General features: G+C 61.0%; 30 protein-coding genes and 1 pseudogene. 18 read left to right on the top strand and 13 right to left on the bottom strand.

Features of this window, described 5'->3' with window-relative positions:
* The first annotated feature begins 178 nt into the window (after window positions 1-178).
* Together JET14_RS08700 and JET14_RS08705 are read left to right on the top strand one after the other, a co-directional pair.
* Complete coding sequence (locus JET14_RS08700) at window positions 179-433, top strand: FitA-like ribbon-helix-helix domain-containing protein (RefSeq protein WP_200337664.1); 255 nt, start codon at window positions 179-181, stop codon at window positions 431-433.
* Entirely contained in the window at window positions 430-852 is a 423-nt protein-coding gene (locus JET14_RS08705) for a type II toxin-antitoxin system VapC family toxin (RefSeq protein ID WP_200337665.1), read from the top strand. The genes JET14_RS08700 and JET14_RS08705 overlap by 4 nt, the downstream gene beginning before the upstream one ends.
* Window positions 853-915: 63 nt before the next feature.
* Here JET14_RS08705 and JET14_RS08710 read toward each other — a convergent pair whose 3' ends face one another.
* On the bottom strand, window positions 916-1,299 hold the full coding sequence (locus tag JET14_RS08710) for a phosphotransferase enzyme family protein (RefSeq protein ID WP_200337666.1): 384 nt from the start codon (window positions 1,297-1,299) through the stop codon (window positions 916-918).
* A 57-nt stretch (window positions 1,300-1,356) separates the two neighbouring features.
* Between JET14_RS08710 and JET14_RS22720 the strand changes: the two are divergent.
* From JET14_RS22720 to JET14_RS08760, 11 genes and pseudogenes are all read left to right on the top strand, one after another.
* Window positions 1,357-1,977: pseudogene (locus JET14_RS22720) on the top strand (IS256 family transposase); the annotation flags it as partial.
* Window positions 1,978-2,082: 105 nt separating this feature from the next.
* Window positions 2,083-2,547, top strand: a complete 465-nt coding sequence (locus JET14_RS22725; RefSeq protein ID WP_246750616.1) for an NlpC/P60 family protein — start codon at window positions 2,083-2,085, stop codon at window positions 2,545-2,547.
* Between the two features lie 177 nt (window positions 2,548-2,724).
* Entirely contained in the window at window positions 2,725-3,105 is a 381-nt protein-coding gene (locus tag JET14_RS08720; protein WP_200337668.1) for a hypothetical protein, read from the top strand.
* Window positions 3,102-3,956, top strand: coding sequence for a hypothetical protein (locus JET14_RS08725; protein WP_200337669.1), 855 nt, complete (start codon window positions 3,102-3,104; stop codon window positions 3,954-3,956). Before JET14_RS08720 ends, JET14_RS08725 begins: the two co-directional genes overlap by 4 nt.
* On the top strand, window positions 3,956-4,600 hold the full coding sequence (locus JET14_RS08730) for a DUF4376 domain-containing protein (RefSeq protein WP_200337670.1): 645 nt from the start codon (window positions 3,956-3,958) through the stop codon (window positions 4,598-4,600). The genes JET14_RS08725 and JET14_RS08730 overlap by 1 nt, the downstream gene beginning before the upstream one ends.
* Before the next feature lie 4 nt (window positions 4,601-4,604).
* Window positions 4,605-4,871, top strand: a complete 267-nt coding sequence (locus JET14_RS08735; protein WP_200337671.1) for a hypothetical protein — start codon at window positions 4,605-4,607, stop codon at window positions 4,869-4,871.
* Window positions 4,872-4,898: 27 nt separating this feature from the next.
* Window positions 4,899-5,975, top strand: a complete 1,077-nt coding sequence (locus JET14_RS08740) for a phage head spike fiber domain-containing protein (RefSeq protein WP_200337672.1) — start codon at window positions 4,899-4,901, stop codon at window positions 5,973-5,975.
* Window positions 5,968-6,324 carry a hypothetical protein gene (locus JET14_RS08745; RefSeq protein ID WP_200337673.1) on the top strand — a complete coding sequence of 119 codons (357 nt, stop codon included), beginning with the start codon at window positions 5,968-5,970 and terminating at the stop codon, window positions 6,322-6,324. Before JET14_RS08740 ends, JET14_RS08745 begins: the two co-directional genes overlap by 8 nt.
* A 77-nt stretch (window positions 6,325-6,401) precedes the next feature.
* Window positions 6,402-7,346, top strand: a complete 945-nt coding sequence (locus tag JET14_RS08750) for a glycoside hydrolase family protein (RefSeq protein ID WP_200337674.1) — start codon at window positions 6,402-6,404, stop codon at window positions 7,344-7,346.
* Window positions 7,343-7,765 carry a hypothetical protein gene (locus JET14_RS08755; RefSeq protein WP_246750576.1) on the top strand — a complete coding sequence of 141 codons (423 nt, stop codon included), beginning with the start codon at window positions 7,343-7,345 and terminating at the stop codon, window positions 7,763-7,765. Before JET14_RS08750 ends, JET14_RS08755 begins: the two co-directional genes overlap by 4 nt.
* Window positions 7,766-7,777: 12 nt before the next feature.
* Window positions 7,778-8,101: a hypothetical protein gene (locus tag JET14_RS08760; protein ID WP_200337675.1), complete on the top strand. Its 324-nt coding sequence runs from the start codon at window positions 7,778-7,780 to the stop codon at window positions 8,099-8,101.
* 112 nt (window positions 8,102-8,213) lie between these two features.
* Here the strand turns inward: JET14_RS08760 and JET14_RS08765 are convergent, their stop codons facing one another.
* From JET14_RS08765 to JET14_RS08785, 5 genes are all read right to left on the bottom strand, one after another.
* The gene (locus JET14_RS08765) at window positions 8,214-9,452 is read right to left on the bottom strand and encodes an HlyD family secretion protein (RefSeq protein ID WP_200337676.1); all 1,239 of its coding nucleotides are present in this window, start codon (window positions 9,450-9,452) and stop codon (window positions 8,214-8,216) included.
* Complete coding sequence (locus JET14_RS08770) at window positions 9,445-9,759, bottom strand: hypothetical protein (RefSeq protein ID WP_200337677.1); 315 nt, start codon at window positions 9,757-9,759, stop codon at window positions 9,445-9,447. The genes JET14_RS08765 and JET14_RS08770 overlap by 8 nt, the downstream gene beginning before the upstream one ends.
* Window positions 9,760-9,812: 53 nt before the next feature.
* The gene (locus JET14_RS08775) at window positions 9,813-11,036 is read right to left on the bottom strand and encodes an IS256 family transposase (protein WP_200337678.1); all 1,224 of its coding nucleotides are present in this window, start codon (window positions 11,034-11,036) and stop codon (window positions 9,813-9,815) included.
* Between the two features lie 98 nt (window positions 11,037-11,134).
* Window positions 11,135-12,358 carry an IS256 family transposase gene (locus JET14_RS08780; RefSeq protein WP_200337678.1) on the bottom strand — a complete coding sequence of 408 codons (1,224 nt, stop codon included), beginning with the start codon at window positions 12,356-12,358 and terminating at the stop codon, window positions 11,135-11,137.
* Between the two features lie 23 nt (window positions 12,359-12,381).
* Window positions 12,382-12,564, bottom strand: coding sequence for a hypothetical protein (locus tag JET14_RS08785; RefSeq protein WP_200337679.1), 183 nt, complete (start codon window positions 12,562-12,564; stop codon window positions 12,382-12,384).
* A gap of 446 nt (window positions 12,565-13,010) precedes the next feature.
* On the opposite strand from JET14_RS08785, the gene JET14_RS08790 reads away from it, so the two are divergent.
* The 3 genes from JET14_RS08790 to JET14_RS08800 all read left to right on the top strand — a co-directional run bounded on the left by JET14_RS08790 (window position 13,011) and on the right by JET14_RS08800 (window position 15,859).
* Window positions 13,011-14,372, top strand: coding sequence for a DUF1800 domain-containing protein (locus tag JET14_RS08790; protein ID WP_200337680.1), 1,362 nt, complete (start codon window positions 13,011-13,013; stop codon window positions 14,370-14,372).
* Window positions 14,373-14,382: 10 nt separating this feature from the next.
* Window positions 14,383-15,552: a DUF1501 domain-containing protein gene (locus JET14_RS08795; RefSeq protein ID WP_200337681.1), complete on the top strand. Its 1,170-nt coding sequence runs from the start codon at window positions 14,383-14,385 to the stop codon at window positions 15,550-15,552.
* 100 nt (window positions 15,553-15,652) lie between these two features.
* Window positions 15,653-15,859: a hypothetical protein gene (locus JET14_RS08800; RefSeq protein WP_200337682.1), complete on the top strand. Its 207-nt coding sequence runs from the start codon at window positions 15,653-15,655 to the stop codon at window positions 15,857-15,859.
* A 255-nt stretch (window positions 15,860-16,114) separates the two neighbouring features.
* Here the strand turns inward: JET14_RS08800 and JET14_RS08805 are convergent, their stop codons facing one another.
* The 7 genes from JET14_RS08805 to JET14_RS08835 form a co-directional block, all read right to left on the bottom strand.
* The gene (locus JET14_RS08805) at window positions 16,115-16,903 is read right to left on the bottom strand and encodes a MetQ/NlpA family ABC transporter substrate-binding protein (protein WP_200337683.1); all 789 of its coding nucleotides are present in this window, start codon (window positions 16,901-16,903) and stop codon (window positions 16,115-16,117) included.
* Window positions 16,904-17,089: 186 nt separating this feature from the next.
* On the bottom strand, window positions 17,090-17,758 hold the full coding sequence (locus JET14_RS08810) for a methionine ABC transporter permease (RefSeq protein ID WP_200337684.1): 669 nt from the start codon (window positions 17,756-17,758) through the stop codon (window positions 17,090-17,092).
* Entirely contained in the window at window positions 17,748-18,791 is a 1,044-nt protein-coding gene (locus JET14_RS08815; protein WP_200338040.1) for a methionine ABC transporter ATP-binding protein, read from the bottom strand. The genes JET14_RS08810 and JET14_RS08815 overlap by 11 nt, the downstream gene beginning before the upstream one ends.
* A gap of 353 nt (window positions 18,792-19,144) precedes the next feature.
* The gene (locus JET14_RS08820; protein ID WP_200337685.1) at window positions 19,145-19,498 is read right to left on the bottom strand and encodes a VOC family protein; all 354 of its coding nucleotides are present in this window, start codon (window positions 19,496-19,498) and stop codon (window positions 19,145-19,147) included.
* A complete protein-coding gene (locus JET14_RS08825; protein WP_200337686.1) occupies window positions 19,495-19,695 on the bottom strand; it encodes a hypothetical protein in 201 nt (66 codons plus the stop codon). The genes JET14_RS08820 and JET14_RS08825 overlap by 4 nt, the downstream gene beginning before the upstream one ends.
* 69 nt (window positions 19,696-19,764) lie before the next feature.
* Window positions 19,765-20,541, bottom strand: a complete 777-nt coding sequence (locus JET14_RS08830; protein WP_200337687.1) for a helix-turn-helix domain-containing protein — start codon at window positions 20,539-20,541, stop codon at window positions 19,765-19,767.
* A gap of 67 nt (window positions 20,542-20,608) precedes the next feature.
* Window positions 20,609-21,547, bottom strand: a complete 939-nt coding sequence (locus tag JET14_RS08835) for a LysR substrate-binding domain-containing protein (protein ID WP_200337688.1) — start codon at window positions 21,545-21,547, stop codon at window positions 20,609-20,611.
* A 160-nt stretch (window positions 21,548-21,707) separates the two neighbouring features.
* Between JET14_RS08835 and JET14_RS08840 the strand changes: the two genes are divergently transcribed.
* Window positions 21,708-22,589, top strand: coding sequence for a carbon-nitrogen hydrolase family protein (locus JET14_RS08840; RefSeq protein WP_200337689.1), 882 nt, complete (start codon window positions 21,708-21,710; stop codon window positions 22,587-22,589).
* Between the two features lie 79 nt (window positions 22,590-22,668).
* Entirely contained in the window at window positions 22,669-24,261 is a 1,593-nt protein-coding gene (locus JET14_RS08845) for an ABC transporter substrate-binding protein (RefSeq protein ID WP_246750578.1), read from the top strand.
* The last annotated feature ends 8 nt before the right edge of the window (window positions 24,262-24,269 follow it).

The following is a 24,269-nucleotide window of genomic DNA, read 5'->3' on the forward strand; positions in this document are numbered from 1 at the left end:
GGGCCGGGACTGCGAAAACGGTTCCGGTCTTCCATTGGAAAAAATCGCGGCCGCGCGGCTTTCCCGCGCGGCCGGATCACCTCGACGGAATGGAACAATAGCCAGGCACACCTTGCCGTGTGATAGCATTTTCCCTATATTGCTATCGTAGCTATCACTTTTCAGGAGGTGCTATCATATGCCTGCCGTCACCATTCGCAACCTCTCCGACGAGACCCACCGCGCCCTCAAGGTGCGCGCGGCCCAGCATGGCCGCAGCGCGGAGGCGGAAATGCGCGACATTCTGGAATCGGCGGTGCGTCCCGCCGAACGCCTGCGCCTCGGCTCCGCCCTGTCGGCGTTGAGCCGCAAGGCCGGGCTGACCAATGCCGATTTCGGGGCGCTGGAACAGGCCCGCGACAAGACGCCCGCCACGCCGATGAGCTTTGAATGATCGTTCTGGATACGAATGTCGTCTCCGAGGCGATGAAGCCGGAGCCGGACCTTGCCGTGCGTGACTGGCTGGACGAACAGGCTGCCGAAACGCTCTACATCTCCAGCGTGACCGTCGCGGAACTCCTGTTCGGCATCGGCGCGCTGCCGGAGGGGCGACGCAAGCAGAAGCTCGCCGCCACGCTCGACGGAATGCTGCCGCTGTTCGAGGGCAGAATCCTCGCCTTTGATAGCAATGCGGCTCGCCACTATGCCGACCTTGCCGTGGCAGCTCGCAAGGCGGGCAGGGGCTTTCCGACGCCTGACGGCTACATCGGGGCCATCGCAACCGCCCATGGTTTCGCGGTTGCGACACGCGATGCCAGCGCCTTCGACGCGGCAGGCGTTCCGGTTATCGACCCCTGGAATGCCCGGCACTGAACAGGAGGGAGGTACTGAAGCCGAAGCAAGACCGACCCGTTGCGGGTCGTGGGTATTCTGCGACTATGAGAATACCCTTTTTGCCCCCTCAAAGGCTTTGTTCCACATGTCATCTGACAAGGTGAAATGGCGAGCGAGGAACAAGAGGGAACGAACTTCGTCAAGTTTTACCAAGAGGGGAAGTGCTTCCAGCTCAGACGCGGACAGAGGACGCACTTTCTGATATCCGGTGATCAACGCTTTCGTCATGGCGGTGTTTTGCTCACTTTCCTCATGCGCGAAGTGCCATACGGCGGTGCTCAGATCGAGCACGAAAGGGCCATGCCCAAAATCATCAAAATCGAAAAACATTGTTTTGCCGTTTTGGAAGCGCGCATTCCCTATCCAAGGGTCTCCATGATCTCCATGATCGTGTCCCGCAGCGTGGTGTAGCTGACGGGTGGTCAACAGTGTTTTTCCGGTAAGGTCGGGTTGTTGAAGCTCAACCTGATGGAAAGACCACCGATGACCAACGACATGATGAACCTGCGCTCACTCGTTGAGAAGAGTGCCGACGCCGATTTGCTTTTGGCGATGACCCTCGGGTCAAGCCCGAGGGCCTTTGCAGCCGAGAAGCTGATGGAGCTGGAGGTCGGCGCGAAGACCGGCGCGGGCTATGGCGAGAAGAGCGCCTTTCGGCTCGCCCAGCGCAACGGCTATCGAGATCGTGATTGGGAGACGCGTGCGGGAACTGTGGAACTGCGCATTCCCAAGCTTCGGTCAGGCAGTTACTTCCCGAGCTTTCTCGAACCGCGGCGCATGGCCGAAAAGGCGCTGACGGCTGTTATCCAGGAGGCCTACATCCAGGGCGTCTCGACCCGCTCGGTCGATGACCTGGTCAAGGCCATGGGCATGAGCGGTATTTCCAAAAGCCAGGTTTCCCGGCTGTGCGAAGAGATTGACGACAAGGTCAAAGCGTTCCTCGACAGGCCCATTGAGGGCGATTGGTCCTATCTGTGGATCGACGCCACCTACATGAAGGTCCGGCGTGGCGGTCGCATTGTCTCGGTCGCCGTCATCATTGCCGTCGGCGTCAACACCGATGGACGGCGCGAGGTGCTCGGCATGGAGATCGGGACGTCAGAGAACGGCTTCGAAATGCCGGCCGAGACCTGGCTGAGGTTCCAGTCAGAAGCCGTCATTCACAGTCATAATGCCAAAGTGCATCCGCACTGGCCGTCAAACGCGGATATGGACAGTCAGATCGCGGCGCATATTCCCTTCGCGATCGTGAGCTGTGACGGCGAGGTGACGACGCCTGTCTTGTGGTGGGGCGATCATTGTCTGGATGCGCCGCTGACGGGCCGATCCTTCGTGCCGGGCGTGTTCGACTGCTACGGGCTGGTGCGCAGTTGCTATTGGCAGGAACGCGGCATCCGCCTTCCGGACTTCGCCCGTTCCAAATGCTGGTGGGAGGAGGGCGAGAACCTGCTTGCCGATCATTTTGAAGAGGCGGGTTTCCGGGCGGTCGATGCGTTGGAAGCTCGCCCCGGCGATGTGTTCTTCATGCGGCTTGTGTCGAAGGTGCCGTGCCATTCCGGCATTCTGCTCGAGGATGGCCTTTGCCTGCATCATCTAGACGGGCGGCTGTCACGGCGCGAGCCGATCGGACCGTGGTTGAGGCGGGCGACGCATTGGGTGCGTTACGTCGGCTAGGCTTTCGAGTTCAGATATCGTCTCCAGCTGATCTCCAAGCGCGTTGGCGGCGATATGGAGATCGTAGCTTGCCTGCATGTGCATCCAGAATTCAGGGCTCGTGCGAAAGTATCTTGCAAGCTTGAGCGCTAGCTCCGCATTGATCGGACCCGTTTCGCTCACAAGTCGGTCGGCGCCATGTGGTCAGACTGGCGGGAAGCGGCGACCGGCGATGTGGCGACGCGGGCCTATCAGATGCGGCTGGCGCTCTCTTCGGTGGATGACAACATCACGCCGATCGTGGCGCGGGCCGAACTGACGGTCGACATGCCCGACAGGATCCTGAGCGGTAACAATCTTGCCGTGCCGACCGGCGGCCGGCGGATCGGCTTTGATCCGCCTTACTTCGGCCTGACCGGGCTTTCTGTCTCGGCCCAGGGGCTTCGCTTCGGCGACTTCTACGAGATCGCAAACAAGGATGAGAGCGGCTTTGACATCGTGTTCAAGGACCAGTCCGGCACGCCGGTCGAGCGCACGTTCGACTATGTGGCCGCCGGCTACGGAAAGGTGCATGCATGACGCAGTATAACAACGTGACGATCGACCCGACCGTCACCAATGGTTCGCAGCTTGCGGCCAATATCAACAGCTTTCGGGCGGCAGGCCTCTCCATGCATAGCGGCGTGGAACGCCCGGCCTATGCGACAAGCGGCACGATGTGGATCAGCACGGCCTCCAAGCCGTGGAAGCTCTATGTCTTCGACGGGGCAGCCGATGTCGCGATCGGGGAGGTGGATCCGGACGGGCACGGGTTTTTGAGCGCCGGCGGAACCGAATTCACCAACGACCTGATGACGGCCGGCGATGCGGCAGATGCCCTCAACAAGCTCGGCGCTTACGCAACAAACGGCGGAACGCTTACCGGGTTTATGCGGGTGCTCTTCGATGGCGCGACGCTCGCCTCGTTCCAGGCGAGCGGAGAGAGCGATGCCCGGATCGAGTTCCGTTCCAACAATGGCGCCAACAGCTATGTCGAGGTCGGTCAGCGCAACAATGGCGATGGCTTCATCTGGTCGCGCGGAAGGGAGTATACCTTCGGCAGTGACGGCCGGCTCTCAAACGGGAGCTGGAACATCTACACCGACGGCAATATCGGGGGCTCGGTATGGGGCAATTGGGGCAGTAACGATGCCTTCAACGCCATCTCCAACCGGATCGAAAGCAGGGCGTCGGCCTATGCCAACAGCCGGGCCGCTGCCGGCGCCCGCGTCCAGCATGACAGCGGCACCTATGAGATCGGCACGGTCCAGACGACCGGCAATACGGTCGACTGCCCGGATGGCATGTTCATCACCGGCCTGCGTTGCCAGAACTATGACTGGGCGGTGCGCGAGATCTATGTCCGGGCCAAATATGCGAGGAACCAGTAATGGCGACAACACTCACGCCAGACAGCGCCAATGCGCTCAATCCGGATCTCGATCACGATACGCTCGGCTATCTTCTGTCGCTGGCCTATCCCGAAGCGGAACCGGGAAAAGACTTCCGTACCGGCCATATTGTCGATGACGACACCGGCGAGCGTATCGGGTCGGCGGTGATCCTCGACTGGCAGATCGATGCACCCTTTCCGACGCCGGACGATCTCCATGCCATGCTTGATGCGCATCGCGATGCGGTCGAGGCCTTCGTCCAGGAGCGTGCAAACCGCGTGCTTCGCAATGCCGTCGATGCCGAGCGCGACCGCAGGATTGCGGCAGGCTTCGTCTTCAACGGCGTTCTTTACCAATCCCGGGCCGAGGACCGGGAGAACATCGCCGGCGCGGCAACGGCCGCCCTTGGCGCCATGATCAATGGCGCTGAGGCCGGCGATTATCGCTGGCATGGCGGCGACAGCGATTTTGTCTGGATCGCCGCCGATAACAGCACGCACAAAATGGATGCGGCGACCCTGTATGCGCTCGGGCGGGCAGCCCTTGCCCACAAGCAGGCGCATATCTTCGCCGCCCGGGTGCTGAAGGATCTCTCGCCGATCCCGGCAGACTTTGCCTCAGATATCCACTGGCCGGAGTAGGACCATGCCATCACTGACAATCGGACTGAGCCTCGCGGCCATGCGGCCGGCGGGGCGCGGTCGCTGGTGGGCGTCCGCCGCCTTTCCGGCCGCTGACGCCGGCACGGGGCTGATGCTCGGGCCTGCCGCCATTCTGGATTTTGGCGGCAACCGTTACGCCATCACCGAAGGCTGGTGGGAGCTGCCGGCCTATGCGGCGGGCGATGCCGACAGGATCGGAAGATCGCCGGCCGCTATTCTTGATTTTTCCACTGACCGATATGCGAGGTGAGCCATGCGGAATGCAGGCTTTGCGGAGATGATTGATTTTACCCGTCCGGGTTCGGCGACCTATGTCGATGAGGGCGGCGTGATCAGGATCGCGGCGGCGAATGTGCCGCGCTTCGACTTCACCAACGGACGGCGGCAATTGCTGCTCGAAGGACCGGCGACTAATGTGCTCAATGCCTATGCCGCGCCTGCAACGCTCACAAACGTGGCCAAATCCGGTCAATCAGCGGACGATGCCATACTCTCCGTCGTGGACGATACCGAGGCGCTGACCGCTGCTGGCCTTGCGGAGCTGACGGCGGGGAAGTGCTACAAGCTTGACAATACCGCGGGCGCCGACGCGGCCAATCTGCGCTTTCTGACCACCTTTGACAGCACGTCGCCCAAGGTTTTTTCCGTATGGATGCGGGGAACCGATGGCATCGCCATGAGGACCGGTTACGGCGGCTATCCTGTAAAGCCGACCACCCCGGACGCCTATCGACGCGTGTCCACCAATACGGCGGAGATCGTGGTTGGAAACACAAATCCGGCCGATCTTCTTGAAGTTAGGGTGCCGGCAGGCTGCGTTGCCTATGTCGCTTGTCCCCAGGTTGAGGCGGGGCTGTTTCCGTCGTCCTATATTCCGACACACGGCTCGGCCGTTACGCGGCCGGCGGACAATGCGCGGCTGACCGATGCCGTGGCCGCATTGATGCAGCGAGACGAGGCCTCGCTGATGGTTCAGTTCGAGGGTCTCACCGGCTTTGTCGGACGGATCGTTGGCGGGGCGAGCTACTACCCCTTGCTTGGCTTCTCGGGAGCCGATCTGAATGTAGACATGACGACTGTTCTCGCGTCCGGCCTGGTTAAGCCATCGCCGCGCGCCGGCGCCACGTTCACCTTCGACAGGAACGACGGCGAAGTCGGCGGCTCCTACAATGGCAATGCCGCAGTGACGGCAAGCCGAGATCTGCTGAGTGATACAGCCAAGATCTATCTCGGCCGCGACGAGAACGCGACGACGGCCGATCGCTTTGCCGCCGGCTGGTACGATCAACTGGTGATCTGGCCGTTCCGGATGACGGACGCGGCGCTTGAAGGAAAGGCGATGGCCCATGCGTGATGTGTTCCTGAAGTTCGAAGACCATGCCGAGACATTGGCCGCTCTCGAAGCCGCCGGGGTGACGGTCCCGTATGAAGAAGAGGGCGAAGCCCGGCTTGGCTACCGCGATACCGGCCTGCCGGCGGGCATGCTGGCGCTCAAGCCCGTGGGCGCGGCCTGCGACGGTCTCGTCTATGCCCCGACCGGCAAGACCGTAACCGGCGGTGACGGCATAGCCTATCCGGAGATGGCGGTCGTCGCCGGCTATCACGTCAATCTCCGTCTCGCCGACGGCACAGCGCTGCCGGCGGAACTGGCGGCCCATGTGGTCGCGCCCGAACCGGCAACGCCGGCCGAACGCTTTGCCTGATCATTTGTCGGCCTGACCGATTGCCGGCCTGATGTAATGCCGGACTGACCGGCACACTATCCAAGGGAAAACAGAAAATGGAAATCACCACGGTCTCCGAACCGGGGGCAGCCTTCGTGCGCGGTCACGAGGGGGCTCCGACTGTTGCCTATCGCGATCCAACCGGCACGCCGACGCTTTATGCCGGCTTCACCATGAACTCGCCCTATTGCCGGCTGGAACTGGCAAAGATCGGGATCACGCGGATCGTCCCCGGCAAGACGACAATCTCGGTTGCTGACGGCGACCGGATCTTCCGCGCCGTGCTCAATCAGGGCTATGCAAAGGAAGTCGTTGCCCATTCGCCGGCGGATCGCACGCAGTATCAGCTCGATGCCGCAACAAGTGCTGCCTATAATCTCGGTGGCCGCGTGGTGAGCAAATGGCGCTTCGGCACGCTCTGGCGCGCCGGCAAGCTCAAGGCGGCGGCCGATTATCTCGCGACGCATTACAACACCTCGAAGGGCAAGCGCCTGCCCGGGCTTGTCCGCCGGCGCCGGGAAGAGGCGCTGCTGTTCGAACAGGGCGTCTATACCGGTGTGGATGCTTCCGCGCCCGAAGGCGTTCCGCGCAAGGCGACGGGCACGGTCCCCGAGACGGGCGATCCCGTCGTGCGCGATGTCCAGACCATGCTCTCTAAACGCGGCTTTGATCCGGGCGCGATCGATGGCTGGTTCGGCGAGAAGACGAAAGCGGCCGTGCTCGCCTATCAGATGGCGCATCCGCATCTGAAGAATGACGGCATCATCGGCCCGGCGACCATCGCCCAGCTGCGCCGGGACATGAAGGCCGTGAAGGATGCGGCACAAAAATCCGGAGCCTCGGCAGTGGCCACCGGCGCGCTCGCCTGGGCCTCCGGCCTGCCGGTCGGCTGGGCTGTCGGCGGCGTGGCCGTTGCCGCAGCGCTCTGGTTCACCTGGCGCTACCGCGATGTGATCGCGCGCCGGATCAACACGCTGACCGGTCACGAGGTGTGGGTATGATCGCCGCCCTTCTGTCATGTCTCGCCAAGATGGGGGCGGGCGGTCTTCTCGACCGCGCCGCCGACCTGATCGAAAGGCGGGTGGAACAGGCAAACGACCGCGAGAAGATCGAGGCCGAACTGACGGCGGAATATCTGCGACAGGTGGTTGCCGAGACACGGGAAATGGCGGCGCTCAACAAGGCGAAGTTCGCCGTGCCGTGGTTCTGGCTGTTTGCCGACTTCTTTCTCGTGCCGCTTGCCGTCTGGTGGGCGGCGATCTGCCTCTACAACATGCTCTGGTGCCCGGACTGCATCTATGCGCAGCCCTGGACGATCGCCGCCTTTCCCGCCCCGCTCGATGCCTGGGCGGGCAACATGATCCAGTGGGTCTTCTATGTCGGCTCGGGCGTTGCCGGGCTTCGCGCAATCAACAAATAACGAGGGCAGGGCATGACGGTCGATCTCGCGCGTCATCTGGGAGAGGTTCAGGGCAAGCTCGATGCCCTGATCCGCAAGGTGGACGAAAACCGCAGCGGCAATGATGAAATCCACGACCGTCTGAACACGGTCGAGCACCAGAACGCACGTCTGCTCGAGCAGAACAAGGCGCTGTCACAGCGGATCGGCGAAACCGAGGAGTTCGTCGCCGAATACCAGAAGATCAAGCAGATCGGTCGGGGCTACATCCTCGGCGCCGCCATGGCCGGGACCGGGTTCGGGGTGTGGCTGTCCGATGGGCTGATGCAGGTGCTCAAGGCGTTGAAGGGCGGGTGACTATCGATCTCTTGGGCGTTCAACCAGCTCAAGGCCGAACGCGACCCAAAGCGCTTTCCACCAACTGCTATTCATGCGGATTACGCTGTCTTTTCCTGCGGCGATCCAGAACTCAATGTCCTCCCGACAGCACGAGTTGATTGACCGGCAGGAGTATCACCTCGAGCCTAAGCAAAGCGGCATGCAGGATGCCGACCGTATCAATCATGTGCAAAAGCAGGCTTTGTCCAAAGCCGATATCCGGGTCCTTGTATTTGTCGTAATTGCTCGTGTAGACATTGGCGATACAGGCGCTGCCCGGCGGGATCGACGCAGCCTGCCCATCATAAAGAGGGCGAAGCCGCACGATGACCGTGCCTGGATTGCCGCTGCGATCATTCGCGTCCATCAGTGAATCGGACGGGCGGAATTGCCCTGCTGCAATCACATCTTGAACGCCGTCGACAACGACAGGAATGATCTTAAATGGCTGGGTTGCGCATGCCAGCTCGCCGATCATGCCGGGATGGATGATCTGTGCCGTCAACTGGCCGAACCCGGCGATAAAGACCCCCTCTTCCTGATCCTGAGGCACGAGGATGCCCGCAGGCCGAACGAACGGGTTGACGACGTCGCCGGGTCGCAGTTGAAACTGCTGAATAGTGCCGGCAATACCAGCCCTGACGCTGCGCTGGTCGAGCGCGACTTCCGCCTCTTGCAACGCGGCCTCCGCGCCTGCCTTCTGGGTGGGTAGCAGGGTTTCGATGCGCGCCTCGATCGCGCGACGATTTGCAAGGGCGACGTCCAGCGCGCTCTGTTTCTCCGAAACGCTGCTCTGAAGCGCATCAATGACCCTTTGGGCCACGGCATCCGCATTTCTCTGCTGTAGACCCAGATTGCGATCCAGTTCGATCCGGGCGTGATCAAGCGCGCTGCGCGCCTGCTCAACCGTGGCTCTCGCCGCCTCAAGTTCCTGCTCGGCAACGGCCTGCTGCGCTTCGACCTCGGCAACCTTCTCACGCGCAGCGCTTACCGCCGCCTGCTGCTGCCGGTCGTCCAGGGTGAAGATCACGTCTCCGGCCTCGACCGTATCCCCGGTTTTCACATAGACTTCGGTCACCCGGCCGGGGGTGTCCGGCAGAATCGAGACCGTACGGAAGTAGGAGGACACGGTCGTCGAGGTCGGATGGTAGAAGAAAACCGTTGTGATCAGCAGTATCGTCAGCACGGTGCAGCCGGTAATGCCCCAGCGCAATTCGTACCAGACGGTGAAGAGATTGATCTCGCGGCCGAGGCGCTTGCCCTGCTTGTAGCGACGATAGAGGAAATCGGGCAGAATTGTAAAAAGGGAGCAGAACAGCAGTTCAAGCATGACCGTCGCCCTCCTTCTTCGAAGGCTCGGCAGACGTTTCAGCTGGTGGAGCGACATCCTCGGTCGGCGTGGCTTCGGGCTGATCATTCTCTTCGCTTTGCGGAACGTCCGCCTCGCGCAGGTCCCGCCCATGTGCAATTCGGTGCAGCGAGTGCGCTATCGAATTGATGGGCGTAAGGAAGTCAGGAACGCGTACGGCAACGATCAGAAGCGCGGCAATCCAGAATATGTTGTTGTGGGTGAATAGGGACAAAAGCGCGAGCACGCCCACCAGCTGCAACTGAAAGGCGTTGCTGCTGTGCGCCATCCGCTCAGGCAAGGCGTGCGAGACTGTCTAGAATTTTGTGCCCTGGCGCTGTTTCAGGACATAGGAAAACGTTCTTCGAACATGATTGCGAGCTGGCTTTTGACGGCGTGCCATTCTCGCACTGAACGCTTCCACTCGGTTGAGGTAGCATTGAGGGCCAGATAGATCAACTTGGCCGCTGCCTCATCGCTCGGGAAATGGCCGCGGGTTCTGACGGCGCGGCGGATTTTCGAATTCAGAGCCTCAATGGAATTCGTCGTGTAGATCAGCCTGCGCACCTCTGGCGGATAGTCGAGAAACGGGATGACCTCGTTCCAGGCCTTTCGCCAACTCGGCACGATCGCCGGATAACGCCTGGCGAGATCGCTGTCCTCGAACGTCGCCAGCGCTTCTTCCGCCGCCTCGACATTGACGGCGGTGTAAACCGTCTTGAGCGCCTTGGCGACGGCCTTGCGGTCCTTGTAGCTGGCGAAGTTCATGGAATGGCGCAGGAGATGGACGATGCAGGTCTGAACCTGTGTTCTCGGGAAGGCGGCCTCGATGGCCTGCGGAAAGCCTTTGAGACCATCGACGACGGCGATCAGGATGTCCTGGACACCGCGATTGCGCAGGTCGCCCAGCACGCTGGCCCAGAACTTGGCGCCTTCATTGGCCTGGAACCACAGGCCCAGCACGTCGCGCGTGCCGTCCGGCAGAATGGCCAGCGCCACGAACACCGCCTTGTTGGAGACCACGCCGTCGCTGCGGATATTGACCCGGATCGCGTCCATGAAGACGATCGGATAGCAGGGCTCCAGAGGGCGGTTCTGCCATGCCGTGACCTCATCCATCACGCTGTCGGTGATCGCGGAAATCAGGCCGGGCGAGGCCTCGACGCCGTAGATTTCCTCGATATGCCCCTGGATCTCGCGCGTTGTCATGCCCCGGGCATACATCGAGATGATCTTGCGGTCGAAATCGGGAAAGCGGCGCTGGTATTTGGCGATCAGCACCGGATCGAAGGTGCCGTTGCGGTCACGAGGAATGTCGAGGACCACCTTGCCGCTGTCGGTGGTCACCGTCTTGCTGCTGGAGCCATTGCGACGGTTTGCCGACTGGTTATGGCCTTCGGGCACAGCCTCAGCCCGTTCCTCATCAAGATGGACGTCCATCTCGGTGCTCAGGGCGCGTTCGGCCAGCGCTTTTGTCAGTTCGGACAGGATACCGTCCTTGCCGAAAAGATCACCGGGCGAGCGCCCTTGCATCAGGCGGTCCAAGAGTTCTTTGTCGATGCTCATACGTGGGTCTCCTCAAAGAGCAGTTACCACGCCAGAGCACAAAAATCAGGACAGTCCCAGGCGTGAGACTGTCTAGAATTTTGTGCCCTGGCGCTGTTTCAGGACATAGGAAAACGTTCTTCGAACATGATTGCGAGCTGGCTTTTGACGGCGTGCCATTCTCGCACTGAACGCTTCCACTCGGTTGAGGTAGCATTGAGGGCCAGATAGATCAACTTGGCCGCTGCCTCATCGCTCGGGAAATGGCCGCGGGTTCTGACGGCGCGGCGGATTTTCGAATTCAGAGCCTCAATGGAATTCGTCGTGTAGATCAGCCTGCGCACCTCTGGCGGATAGTCGAGAAACGGGATGACCTCGTTCCAGGCCTTTCGCCAACTCGGCACGATCGCCGGATAACGCCTGGCGAGATCGCTGTCCTCGAACGTCGCCAGCGCTTCTTCCGCCGCCTCGACATTGACGGCGGTGTAAACCGTCTTGAGCGCCTTGGCGACGGCCTTGCGGTCCTTGTAGCTGGCGAAGTTCATGGAATGGCGCAGGAGATGGACGATGCAGGTCTGAACCTGTGTTCTCGGGAAGGCGGCCTCGATGGCCTGCGGAAAGCCTTTGAGACCATCGACGACGGCGATCAGGATGTCCTGGACACCGCGATTGCGCAGGTCGCCCAGCACGCTGGCCCAGAACTTGGCGCCTTCATTGGCCTGGAACCACAGGCCCAGCACGTCGCGCGTGCCGTCCGGCAGAATGGCCAGCGCCACGAACACCGCCTTGTTGGAGACCACGCCGTCGCTGCGGATATTGACCCGGATCGCGTCCATGAAGACGATCGGATAGCAGGGCTCCAGAGGGCGGTTCTGCCATGCCGTGACCTCATCCATCACGCTGTCGGTGATCGCGGAAATCAGGCCGGGCGAGGCCTCGACGCCGTAGATTTCCTCGATATGCCCCTGGATCTCGCGCGTTGTCATGCCCCGGGCATACATCGAGATGATCTTGCGGTCGAAATCGGGAAAGCGGCGCTGGTATTTGGCGATCAGCACCGGATCGAAGGTGCCGTTGCGGTCACGAGGAATGTCGAGGACCACCTTGCCGCTGTCGGTGGTCACCGTCTTGCTGCTGGAGCCATTGCGACGGTTTGCCGACTGGTTATGGCCTTCGGGCACAGCCTCAGCCCGTTCCTCATCAAGATGGACGTCCATCTCGGTGCTCAGGGCGCGTTCGGCCAGCGCTTTTGTCAGTTCGGACAGGATACCGTCCTTGCCGAAAAGATCACCGGGCGAGCGCCCTTGCATCAGGCGGTCCAAGAGTTCTTTGTCGATGCTCATACGTGGGTCTCCTCAAAGAGCAGTTACCACGCCAGAGCACAAAAATCAGGACAGTCCCAGGCGTGCAGATAAAGGTAGAACACGCCGATCAGAACAACGCCGACAAGCGCCAGAATGATGATCCCGACCATGAGACCGTCTGTCTGACCCGGGCCTGTAATATAGAACGGCAGGTGCCCGACCTGCTCGAGAGCTTCAGATTCCATCCCCAACCTCGCTGTGTCCCTTGACCCCCAAGGACCATGCCTTGCAAAGGCGACCATACGATCCCCCCGGATGCACGGCCATGATTACTCTAATCGAACTATTTCGGCCAAGCCAGTCACCAAATGCGCTTTGCCAAGAATGCATTTCGTATTCTTGTAAGTTGAATAGGCCGGTGACGCGAACACTTCACCGGCCTTTTTGCTACCCGGGTCCTGGGCGGCCTGCTGTCCGCCAGCACTTAAACCACTATATCGCTCCGTTGAATGCTTTGTGATTCAGCCGGAGTCGGTTTGGTCATCCAACGGTCCCAATATTGCAACATTGTCTCCGCAATTGGCACGTAAGTTTCCAAATACGAATTGCAGGACGGGCAAAAATTTCTAGCTGAAGCAACTGTTGGTCGCGTCGTCCTTAATCAATCGCAGCAGACATAAAGAGAACGATCATGTCCAGGCAATCCGCTATATCGGCGGTGCGCTTCGGCTATGGGCTCCGGCCCGGCGAAGACGCGCCCAGCACCCCGGAAGGGATCGCACGACAACTGCGCTCTGCGAAGTCGGAAGTGCTGCTGTTTCCATGCGAGGGAGTGGAAGCCGTCAGGGAACGGGCGGTCCGGACATTCAACAAGCGACGCGATACCCGCAAGACGCTGGAAGGCGAACCCTTGCGCGAAGCGCTGAGAACCATTCGTCAGGAGAACGACCAGAGATTTCGTGACGATGTCAACGCTAGGATCGCTCAATCCGTCGCCTCTCCCAATGGCTTTAGTGAGCGGCTTGCGAGTTTCTGGGCCGACCATTTCTCTGTGTCGTTCAGAAAAAACGAAGATATGAGACTTTTCGCGCCGCTTTTCGAGGCAGAGGCGATACGGCCCAACCTGGCCGGCAATTTTGCCACGCTGCTGAAATCGGCAACCCTGCACCCTGCAATGCTCTTCTATCTCGACCAATGGCTCTCCGTAGGACCCAATTCGGCTCGGGCTGGAAAACGCGGATTGAACGAAAATCATGGTCGCGAGTTGCTGGAACTGCACACGATGGGTGCCGGCTCCGGATACACGCAGACAGACGTGCGTCAAGCAGCATTTCTTCTCACGGGCCTTACTGTTGATCGCGGTGCCGCAAGAACGATCTTCGACGACAAACGTGCTGAGCCGGGTACGTTCTCTATCCTAGATAAATCGTACGGGGCTGAAAGAGACGATATCGTCGAGATCGAGACGTTTCTTGATGACCTTGCGTCACGACCGGAGACTGCTCGGTATATCAGCGGCAAGCTCGCGCGTTATTTCCTTTCCGAACATCCTCCCTCTGACGTGGTGTCGAACATGATTGCGGTCTGGACGCGGACAGGCGGCAATCTACCGGCGGTTTATGAGGCGATGCTTTCGGCGTCGAAAGCACTTGCTATGCCACCTCAGAATATCAAGCAACCTTTCGATTACGTTGTTTCGTCACTGCGAGCGCTGGGAGTAGACGGGAATTCACTTGTTGTTGACCGAAAGCTGGGAAACTTGGTCAGCTATTGGTTGCAAAGACTGGGCCAGCCTGTCTGGGACCCACCCAGTCCTGAGGGGTTTGAAAGCGGCCGAGCGAGCTGGGTGAATGGGAATCAGCTGGCGGGGCGTATCGTCATTGCGAGAAACATCGTTCGCAAATTCGGGGGAGCCCCTGATCCTTCCCTATTGGCCGAGCATGCTCTCGGACCGTTACTGACCGAGAATACCAGGACACTCGTGAAGCGGGCACCGAACCGGATGGCCGCTGTAACCCTGGTTTTGGCCTCACCGGAGTTCAACCTTCGCTAGGAGTAATGCGATGTCCATTACATTCAATCCTACACGGCGAGCCTTGCTTGGCGGGGCGTGCTCTCTTGCTGCGATGCCGCTGACGACGCGCTTTGCCCTTGCTGAAGGCAACGGCGACAACAGGTTTGTAGCCATCATATTGCGAGGGGCCATGGACGGGCTTGATCTGGTTCAGCCCTATGGCGATCCTGCCTTCCGTGTTTTGCGTCCCGAACTTGCGATGACGCCGGACAGCGGGCTCTATGATCTCGACGGCTATTTCGGTCTTCATCCGGCGGCCCGAGACCTCTACCCGCTGTGGAGGCGCGGCGAACTGAGCTTCGTTCACGCGGTTTCGACGCCCTATCGCAATGCCCGTAGCCATTTTGACGGACAGGACATTCTGGAGACTGGTGGAAACGGCCGGGCAGGCCAAGATGGCTGGCTCAACAGGGCAATCGGACTGTCGCAGCAAGGCCGCCTCAGGGCTATTGACGTCGCATCAGAGTCGGATCTCATACTTCAGGGCGAACAAGATGCCGAGATGTGGTCGCCGAAAGCCGATGTGCCGATTGCAGCCGATGAGATCCAGTTCTTTGAGGCGCTCTATTCCCGCGACAAGGACTTTGCCCGCGCATTCCGGCAGGCTCGAAGTGCAGACATGAGCGCCGACGAAATTTTCGCAGGCGAGAAGATCGAGGCCTCGACCGAGGGGCTGGCGCGGTTGGCGGGCGGTTTTCTGAGAGAAAATTACCGGATTGCTGCATTTTCGATCAATGGTTGGGATACCCATGCCGGCCAGTTCGACCTTTTCGCTCGATCGACCAATAATCTTTCGACTGCAATAATGACCCTGCGGCGCGAGATGGGCCCGGCTGCGTGGGGCAAAACGGTCGTTCTCGCAATGACGGAGTTCGGGCGCACGGCGCGTCAGAACGGTACCGGTGGAACTGATCACGGGACAGGAGGGTGCGCGGTTGTCGCCGGCGGTGCCTTTCCGGGTGGACGGGTCATGGGGCAGTGGCCAGGTGTCGGTGACGGCGAACTTTATGCAAATCGTGACCTAATGCCCACGGGTGACATTCGTGAGGTGGCTGCGGCGATGCTGTATCGACAGTTCGGTCTTGATGCAGCCGCGCTTTCCACCAATATTTTTCCCGGGCTCGATTTCTCAGCGTCATCCGTATTCGTGCGAGCGTGACATCCGGTGCGGACTTTATAATGACAGGCATTCTCTCAGTTATCTGAGATTCCAAATAGTCGTGAGTTAGCTTGGGCCCAAGCGCGCCGACTTTGCCGAAATGGCGGAGCGCCTCGCGGGGATCAAGGGCCGGTTTATCCTCTCGCTGAATGACCGACCGGAGGTGCGCGAGAACTTCTCGGCGTTTCGGTTCGTCGACGTGAAGTTCGACTACACGATCGGCAGCGGCGAGCAGAAGGCCGCGGGCGAGGTGATCATTCTGGATGGCAAGGATATTCGCCGAGACCGAAACCTTCCCCTGTTCTAAATCCTCATCAATGATCAGGTCGCTGGTCGATCGACAGCCAAAAACTCAGGCCACGTGTCGCGAGGCCTATCAGCGGCGGGTCAATGGAGCCTTAAGAACCACGGCCATGTCAAAGAAGAACCCAGCTCTAAAGGCTTCGCCGAGGGAGCATATGATTGCTGCCTCGGCGAGACACGGTCGTTGCTGCGGGAACGCCTTTCACCGCGAAAGCCGGGCGCTGTACGGCAGAGACGTTTCCCGCTCATGGCGGTCTGATCAGAAGACCGGGACGACCGCGCCGCCATAGGTATTTTCGATGAAGCTGCGAATCTCATCGGACTGATAGATTTCGACGAACTGCTTGACCCAGTCGGCGTCCGCATCCTCCGTGCGTGCGACGATCACGTTGGCGTAGGGGCTGTCGGGGCTCTCGATGGCGATCGAGTCCTCGATCGGGTTGAAGCCGGCATCGAGCGCATAATTGGTGTTGATCGCGGCGACCGAAACATCATTGAGAACACGCGGCAGCTGTGCAGCATCCAGCTCGAGAATCTCGATATTCTTGGGATTTTCAACGATATCCAGCGGCGTTGCCTTGAGCCCGGCGCCATCGGCAAGCTTGATGACGCCCTTGGCCTGCAGCAGGAGCAGCGCACGACCGCCATTGGTCGGATCGTTCGGGATCGCCACACGGCTGTTTTCCGGAATATCGTCGACGCTTTCGACCTTGTTGGAATAAATGCCCATCGGCGTGATGATCGTCTTGCCGACGGCTTTCAGGTCGTAGCCGCGATCGGCAACCTGGTTGTCGAGATACGGCACATGCTGGAAGCTGTTGAGATCGAGGTCACCGTCATTCAGCGCCTGGTTGGGCACGACGTAATCGCTGAAGGTTGCGATCTCGACATCAAGGCCCTGTTCCTTGGCAAGCTTCTGAACCTCTTCGAGGATCTCCTCATGCGCACCGGGCGTGACGCCGACGGTGATCGTGTCCTTGGCAAGGGCTGTCCCAGCGGCAAGGCTGGATGCAATGGCGAGTACGGCAAATGGGGTTGCGAATTTCATTTCTATTGTCCTTGACGCCGGCGCACCGGTTTCTCCGGTGCGCTGTGTTTCCTGGTAATTTTATCGATCTATCGAGGAGCCGAACGGTTCTAAAGAAATCCGGTTTCCAAAGTTGGGCCATTGGCGCAATTTCTTGCCAACGCACGGGTCGAGAACTTCACGTCATACGCCATTCCGACGGGAGCCTTACTGGCTCCGGTTCTTCTTGTCGAAGCTGCGCGCCAGACGGTCGCCGGCACTCTGAATGGCCTGCACCAGCACGATCAGCACGACGACGACGGCGAGCATGACGCCAGGCATGAAGCGCTGATAGCCATAGCGGATGCCGAGATCGCCAAGACCGCCGCCGCCGACGGCGCCGACCATGGCGGAATAGCCGATCAGGCTGACGATGGTGAGCGTAAAGGCGAGCGTGATGGCGGGCTTCGATTCCGCCAGCAGCACCTTGATGACGATCTGCATCGGCGTCGCGCCCATGGCGCGCGCAGCCTCGATCAATCCCTTGTCGACCTCGCGGATCGCACTCTCGACCAGACGCGCGAAGAAGGGGATGGTGGCAACCGTCAACGGCACAATTGCCGCCTGGGTGCCGATCGACGTTCCCGCGACGAGCCGCGTGAACGGAATGATCGCGACCACGAGGATGATGAAGGGCGTGGACCGTGTCGCGTTGACGATCAGGCCGACGAGACGGTTGAGGAACGGCGCCTGCAGAAGCTCGCCCTTGCCGCTGGTCGCCAGGAAAATGCCGATCGGCAGGCCGAGCGCGGTTCCGATCAGGCCGGAGACGATGACCATCTGCAGCGTCTGCAGCGTGCCCTTGGTCAGAAGAGAGATGAGCATATCAGGCGACATAGCCGACGACCTCCGCGTTCAGACCGCTTTGGGCATAGAATTGGTCCGCTTTCCGCATCACCGACGGATCGGCCGAATAGGCGACATAGAGCGTGCCATAGGGTTCCCCCGCGATCTCGTCGACAGTGCCGGCGATGATGTTGACCGGGCTTCCGAGCACCGCCATCAGACGCGAGACCAATGGCTGGTCAGCGGTCTTGCCAAAGAAACGCAGGCGGAGAAGCGCATTGCAGCCGGGCTTGGGGTCGGCAATTACCTGGCGGCCGATCCAATCCGGCAGGCTGCCGCCCGGCAGGGCCGCCAGCATCGAGCGGGTGGTCTCGTGCTCTGGCGCGGTGAAGACATCGAAGGTGCGGCCGCTCTCGACGATCTGTCCCTTGTCCATCACCGCAACCCGCGAGGTGACGGCCTTGACCACTTCCATCTCATGCGTGATCAGCAGCACGGTCAGGCCGAGATCGCGGTTGATCGTCTTCAGAAGGCCGAGGATCTGCTGGGTCGTTTCCGGGTCGAGTGCCGATGTTGCCTCGTCCGACAGAAGCAGTTTCGGCTCGGAGGCCAGCGCGCGGGCGATGCCGACCCGCTGCTTCTGTCCGCCGGAAAGCTGGGCCGGGTAATGGCGCGTGCGCTCCGACAGGCCAACGAGATCGATCAGCGGCTCGATCCGCTTCTTGATGTCCTGCTTTGCCATGCCCGCGATCTCGAGCGGCATGGCGACATTGTCATAGACCGTGCGTGAGGACAGCAGGTTGAAGTGCTGGAAGATTATGCCGATCGAGCGCCGGACGGACCGAAGCGCCACCTCGTCAAGCGCCGCGACATCCGTGCCGTCGACAATGACGCGGCCTTCGCTCGGACGTTCAAGACCGTTGACCAGGCGCACAAGCGTGGACTTGCCGGCGCCCGAGCGGCCGATTATGCCGGTGATTGCGCCGCGCGGAACGGTATAGGTGACATTGTCGAGCGCCTTGAAGGCGTTCTTTCCGGTTTCCCGGCTGCTGAAGGTTTTGGTCACTTTTTCAAAGCTGACCATCGGCGAGCCGGTTTCAGCAACCGGTCGCTCGGTCGGGCCGGAGACATGTTCTGCCATCGGATTCTCTTCTGCTGCGCTGGAAACCGGCGAGAAAACCTGCAGGAAACCGCTTGGAAAAGGTTGGCAGTCCGTTAGCACTCCGAACCGGATGTTTTCAAATCCAAAATTCCAAATGGCCGACAAAGCGAGGGGTCAAGAGGCGATTTCGCTTCCTTCAAGTTCCCGTGTTCATGACAGAGCAGAAACGGTTCGCCTGCATAAGGCCGGACCGGTATTCGGCGACCCAGTGCCGATGGTGAGCCCCGACGCGGTCGCCGGGCGCCTGCGACACTTGATTGGCGTCTCTCAAATTGTTACGCTAGATGCGAGAGGATGTTGATCAGCTTGCCGGTCGGGTCGGCCACGAAGAAGCGTCTGACGCCCCACGCCTCGTCTCTCAGGTCGTAAACAATCTCGCAGCCCATCCTGGCGGCGCGGGCATACACCGCGTCGACATCGTCGACTTCCACGGAAAGGTCCGGAACCGGCGCCCCGGAGCCGCCTTCGCTCATGATGCTCAACTGCGTCTTGGCCGTCAGATCCGAACCGAGGGTGACGATCCAGCCGAGATCCATGAGCAGGTCGAGGTCGAAGAGTTCGGTATAGAATGCCTGTACCTCCGGAACCGACTCTGCGGCAACATTCGCAACGATACGCCGCACGCTCATACCGTCACACCTCGGCGCGGTATCCAAAGATGGCCAGAGGGATCGCGCGCGTGTTCTTCTCGCTTGCCGTACCCGCGGCCCTTGACCGGAAGGACCGTCTCGGCGCCCGATTCCTCTTGATGGAGTGCGACGGCGGCATCGACATCCTGCACGATCAGGCGCGTAAAGACGGTCTTTGGTGTTGTTTTTCCCTGCATTTTCGCTCCGTTTTTGTCTTGTCACCCGGGCAAGATAGGCAGCGTGACGCAGCGCGTCTTGAATGAAAGTCAACGGGGTCGGACATGTCCCGGATAGGGTCGTTCGCTCGCGCGCAGGCGGCCCGGAGACATGGACGCGAAACGCGTGACCTCGCGTGTCATATGAGACTGATCGGAATAGCGTGCGTCCAGCGCCAGGTCCGAGAGCGAGGAGGCCTCTGTCATCCGGGCGAGAGCGCTTCGAAACCGCTCGATCCCCAGATAGGTCTTGGGTGTCAGGCCAACATTGACAAGAAACAGCTTCCTGAAGCTATGCGACGATAGTCCGAGTTCATGGCTAACCTCGCGGACAGTCCTGCCGGCACGCAGATCCTCCAGCCCGCGCGAGATCAACTCCAGGGAACGGGTATCCTCAACGAGGGACACGATTGTGCTTTCGAGCCGCTCGAGCCGCGCCGCATGCGGTCCGAGCTCTCGCAGTTCCTCGCGGAGGCTCTCCGCGCGCTTCCCAAGAAGCCCGGTCAGATCAACGACCTGATCCGCAAATCCATCGATCCTGCGAAACAGAGCGCCGGCCCCGCCGGGCCGAAAGCTGATGCCGCAGGCCGACTGCTGGGGTCGGCGTGGTATTTGCCTGGCCGTTGTGGAAGGCCCTTGGAACACCGCCAATGGCCGGCCATTCGAAGCGCCATCCAGAAGCGACCTACCGGCAAGACTGAAGATGATCTGGCACCGTCCCGACGGCAGCACTGTCTCGAACCCAGACGCCTCGGGGTCCGAGACGCACCGGAACTGGTCAATTACCAACCTGGCCGTCTTGTTTGCGGGATCGCGAGAAGTGAGCATCGTTTCCCTCGATATGAAGCCCGCGCAATTCCACCATTAAAGTCGCGCTGAAGCAATGGAAACCGCGTCATTCAGCGCCTGCCTGCCGGGATCGCCGTCGGCGGCTGTCTGCAGGCTTCCATCTTCCGCGGTTGCGTTCGGCCAACCAGTCGGCAAGCGCGATTGCGGCGCGGCGGTTCATGCCGTGCTGCGACAGCGCCAGATAGTAGACCGAGGCATTATCGATCCGGATATCGGACAGGCGCACCAGTTCGCCCTTTTCGAGATAGGGTTCGATCAGCGCCTCCCGGCACAGCGCGACGCCGAGCCCCTGTCGCGCGGCATCGCAGATCAGGGCGGAGCCGGAAAAGAAGAGGCGTCGCGTCTCGCCTTCGTATTGCGGCGCCAGCCCCGCAGCCGCAAACCATGTGCGCCACATCCGCATATCCTCGTCGTGCAGCAGCGTGGCGCGGGCGAGGTCGGCTTCGCCTCCGATCGCATGCCGAGCCTGATAGGACGGCGCGCAGACCGGGATTGCCGCTCCCGGAATGATCGGCTCGGCTCCCGGCGGAACCTGGCCGTCAAGCGAAAAGCCGATCAGAAGATCGGGTTCCGGGCTGACCGGCTGGTCCGATATATGTTCCTGAACGTAAACGGAAACGTCCGGATGCTCCGCCATGAAGGCTTCTATTTCGGGCAGCAGCCAGTTGGGGATGACGAAACGCAGCGCGGCGACCGAGACCGGCAGTTTCTCGCGCATCGTCAGCCGGTCGATCTCGTGCCGGATGGCGCCGAAGCTCTCGTTGATGACCTGGGCCAGACTGTCGCCGGCCTCCGTCAGCGCCGTCTGCCGTCCGTCGCGTCGCATCAGGCGAATGCCCGCCCAGTCCTCGATCTGCTTCAACTGGTGGCTGATGGCGGAGTGCGAGACGTTCAGCGCCCGCGCCGTCGCCGTCACCGATCCGCTCTGGTGGAAGGCTTCCAGCGTTTTCAGCGCCCTCAGTGGCGGCAAGCGATCCTGGGCCATGTCGGTCTCTCCCGGCTCATGCAAGAATATGTTAGATTTATAGACGGGAAGGGGAAATTTTGTACTTTTTTTGTCGAATTTCTCACCTTAGCCTGTCGTTGATGTATTTTTCAGCTCTGCCGCTTTCGAAGGCATGGCTAACCGGTCGGAGGGACCGAGGATGACCACAACGACAGCGGGCGACCGCGCGAAACTCCGGCTGGCGATGGCGCAGATGTGCGCGTCGAACACCCATGCGCGCAATATCGAGATCGTCACCGGTCTTGCCGCCGAGGCCCATGCGGCGGGCGCGGAGCTTCTGGCGCTTCCGGAGGCGTCCGGCATGGTCAACAAGGATGTGGCTTCCGCCCGCCTTTCCGTCACGGACGAGGCGCGGGATCCGTTCATTGCCGCCTGCCGGGAGCTTGCGGCGAAATACGGGCTGTGGATCCACACCGGCTCGACGCCGCTTGCCGGCGCGGATGGCGGCCGGTTCTCCAACACCAGTCACCTGATCGACGGCAGCGGCGCGATCGTCTCGCGCTACGACAAGATCCATCTGTTCGACGTCGACCTGCCGGGCGAGGTCTCGCGCCGCGAATCCGACCGCTATGCGCCGGGCGGGGAAGCGGTGCTCGCCGAGACGCCGTGGGGGCCGTTCGGCATGTCGGTCTGCTACGATGTGCGCTTTCCGCATCTCTACCGCGATTATGCCCATGCCGGCGCAAAAGTCCTGTTCATCCCGTCCGCTTTCGCAATGTCGACGGGCGAGGCGCACTGGCCGACGCTGCTGCGCGCCCGCGCCATCGAGAACGGCGCTTATGTCGTGGCGGCGGCCCAATGCGGCCAGCACGATGACGGGCGCGAAACCTGGGGCCAGTCGATGATCGTCGATCCCTGGGGCACGGTCGTGGCGGACATGGGCAAGCGCATCGGGCTTGCGGTCGCCGATCTCGACCTTTCGAAGGTTGAAGCGGTCCGCCGATCCATCCCGTCGCTCGCAAACGAGCGCGACTACACATTTGAACCGGCGGCGATGCGCCGGGGGCGGCAAACCGCCTGAAGCATCGCGACAGCATCGTCAGCATAAGGGCGGGCCGCCGGCGCGCCGGAAGAAACGATTTTCAGAGGGATCGCACATCATGTTGAAACGCAGAACGCTACTGACGACCGCCATGCTTGCGCTCGGCGCAGGCGTATCGCCGCTTGCCACCGCGCCGGCCTTCGCGCAGGAAGATAGCCGTCCGGATTTCGCCTTTGCCGTCGACAATCTCTGGTCGACGCTCGACCCGGTGATCGGTCTTTCGACCACCGGCGGCCGGGTTTACGGCAATGTCTTCGACACGCTGGTGAAGCGGAACTACTTCGAAGATCCGGAAGGCAACACGATCATTCCCGGGCTTGCCACGAGCTGGGAACAGGTGACGCCGACCACCTGGCGGCTGCATCTGCGCGAAGGGGTGACCTTCCAGAACGGCGATCCGATGACCGCCGAGGACGTCGCCTTCTCGCTGTCCGAGGAGCGCCTGTGGGGCGAAAAGCCTCTGGCGCCGCGCGGCAAGAACTATGCCCGCGGGCTCGTCGGCGTCGCCGTCGTCGATGACTACACCGTGGACCTTGAGACCGCCTATCCCGACCCGACCTTCATCAACCGCCTGACGACGCCGATCGGCTATGTTTTGCCGAAGGACTATTATGAAAGCGTCGGAACCGAGGCCTTCGGCCAGAAGCCGATCGGAACCGGGCCATACATGATCACGGATTTCGATCCCTCCGACCATGCCGTGGCCGTCGCCTATGACGACTATTGGGACGGCGCGCCGCCGCTCAAAAGCGTGACCTGGAAGATCGTGCCCGAGTTCTCGACGCGCTATGCCGGCCTCGTCTCGGGCGACTACGACCTGATCATGAGCGTTCCGATCGACCAGCTGGAGGCGGTCGAGGCGACCGACGGCATTCACCTGATCGTCGACCAGATCGGCAATTATCCGATGTTCGCCTTCAACACGCTCACCATCGAGGGCATGGACGACAACCCGCTGGTCGATGCCAATCTGCGCAAGGCGATGGTGATGGCGATCGACCGCGACGCCATTACCGAGGCGCTGTGGAACGGTATGACCTTCACGCCGACGCCGTTCAATTTCCCGGAATACGGCCCCTATTTCGATCCCGACCGCAAGGCGACCTACAGCTATGATCCGGAACGCGCGGCCGAGCTCCTGGCCGAGAGCGACTATGACGGCCAGACGCTGACCTGGAACATCGTGCGCGGCTTCTACCCGAACTACGAGGCGGCGGCCGAATACATGGTCGAGATGTGGCGCGACATGGGCATCAATGTCGAACTCAACATCGTCGACAATTTCTCGCTCGCCTATCAGCGTCCGTTCCACATGCTCAACATGTCGATGTCGTCGGAGTTCACAGGCGACCCCTACCGTCCGCTCTGGCTGGACTGGGGCCCGTCGTCGAGCCGCGTGACCGCCGCCCACCGCACCTGGACCCCGACCGAGGCGTTTCTGGAGGATGGCGAGCGGTTCGAGCGGGCGCAGACCTTCGAGGAGAAGAATGCCGCCTATCTCGACCTCGTGAAGGACTGGGAAGACGTGACGCCCGGCATGTATCTGTGGCGCAACGTCCAGACCTTCGCCATGAGCGACAAATATGAGTGGGATCCGGGCAGCTCGCAGCTGACGATCTTCACCAGCGACTTCCTGACGATCGAACCCTAGGAAACGCC

Origin of the sequence: Martelella lutilitoris (genome assembly GCF_016598595.1) — a bacterium.
Taxonomy (GTDB): Bacteria; Pseudomonadota; Alphaproteobacteria; order Rhizobiales; family Rhizobiaceae; genus Martelella; species Martelella lutilitoris_A.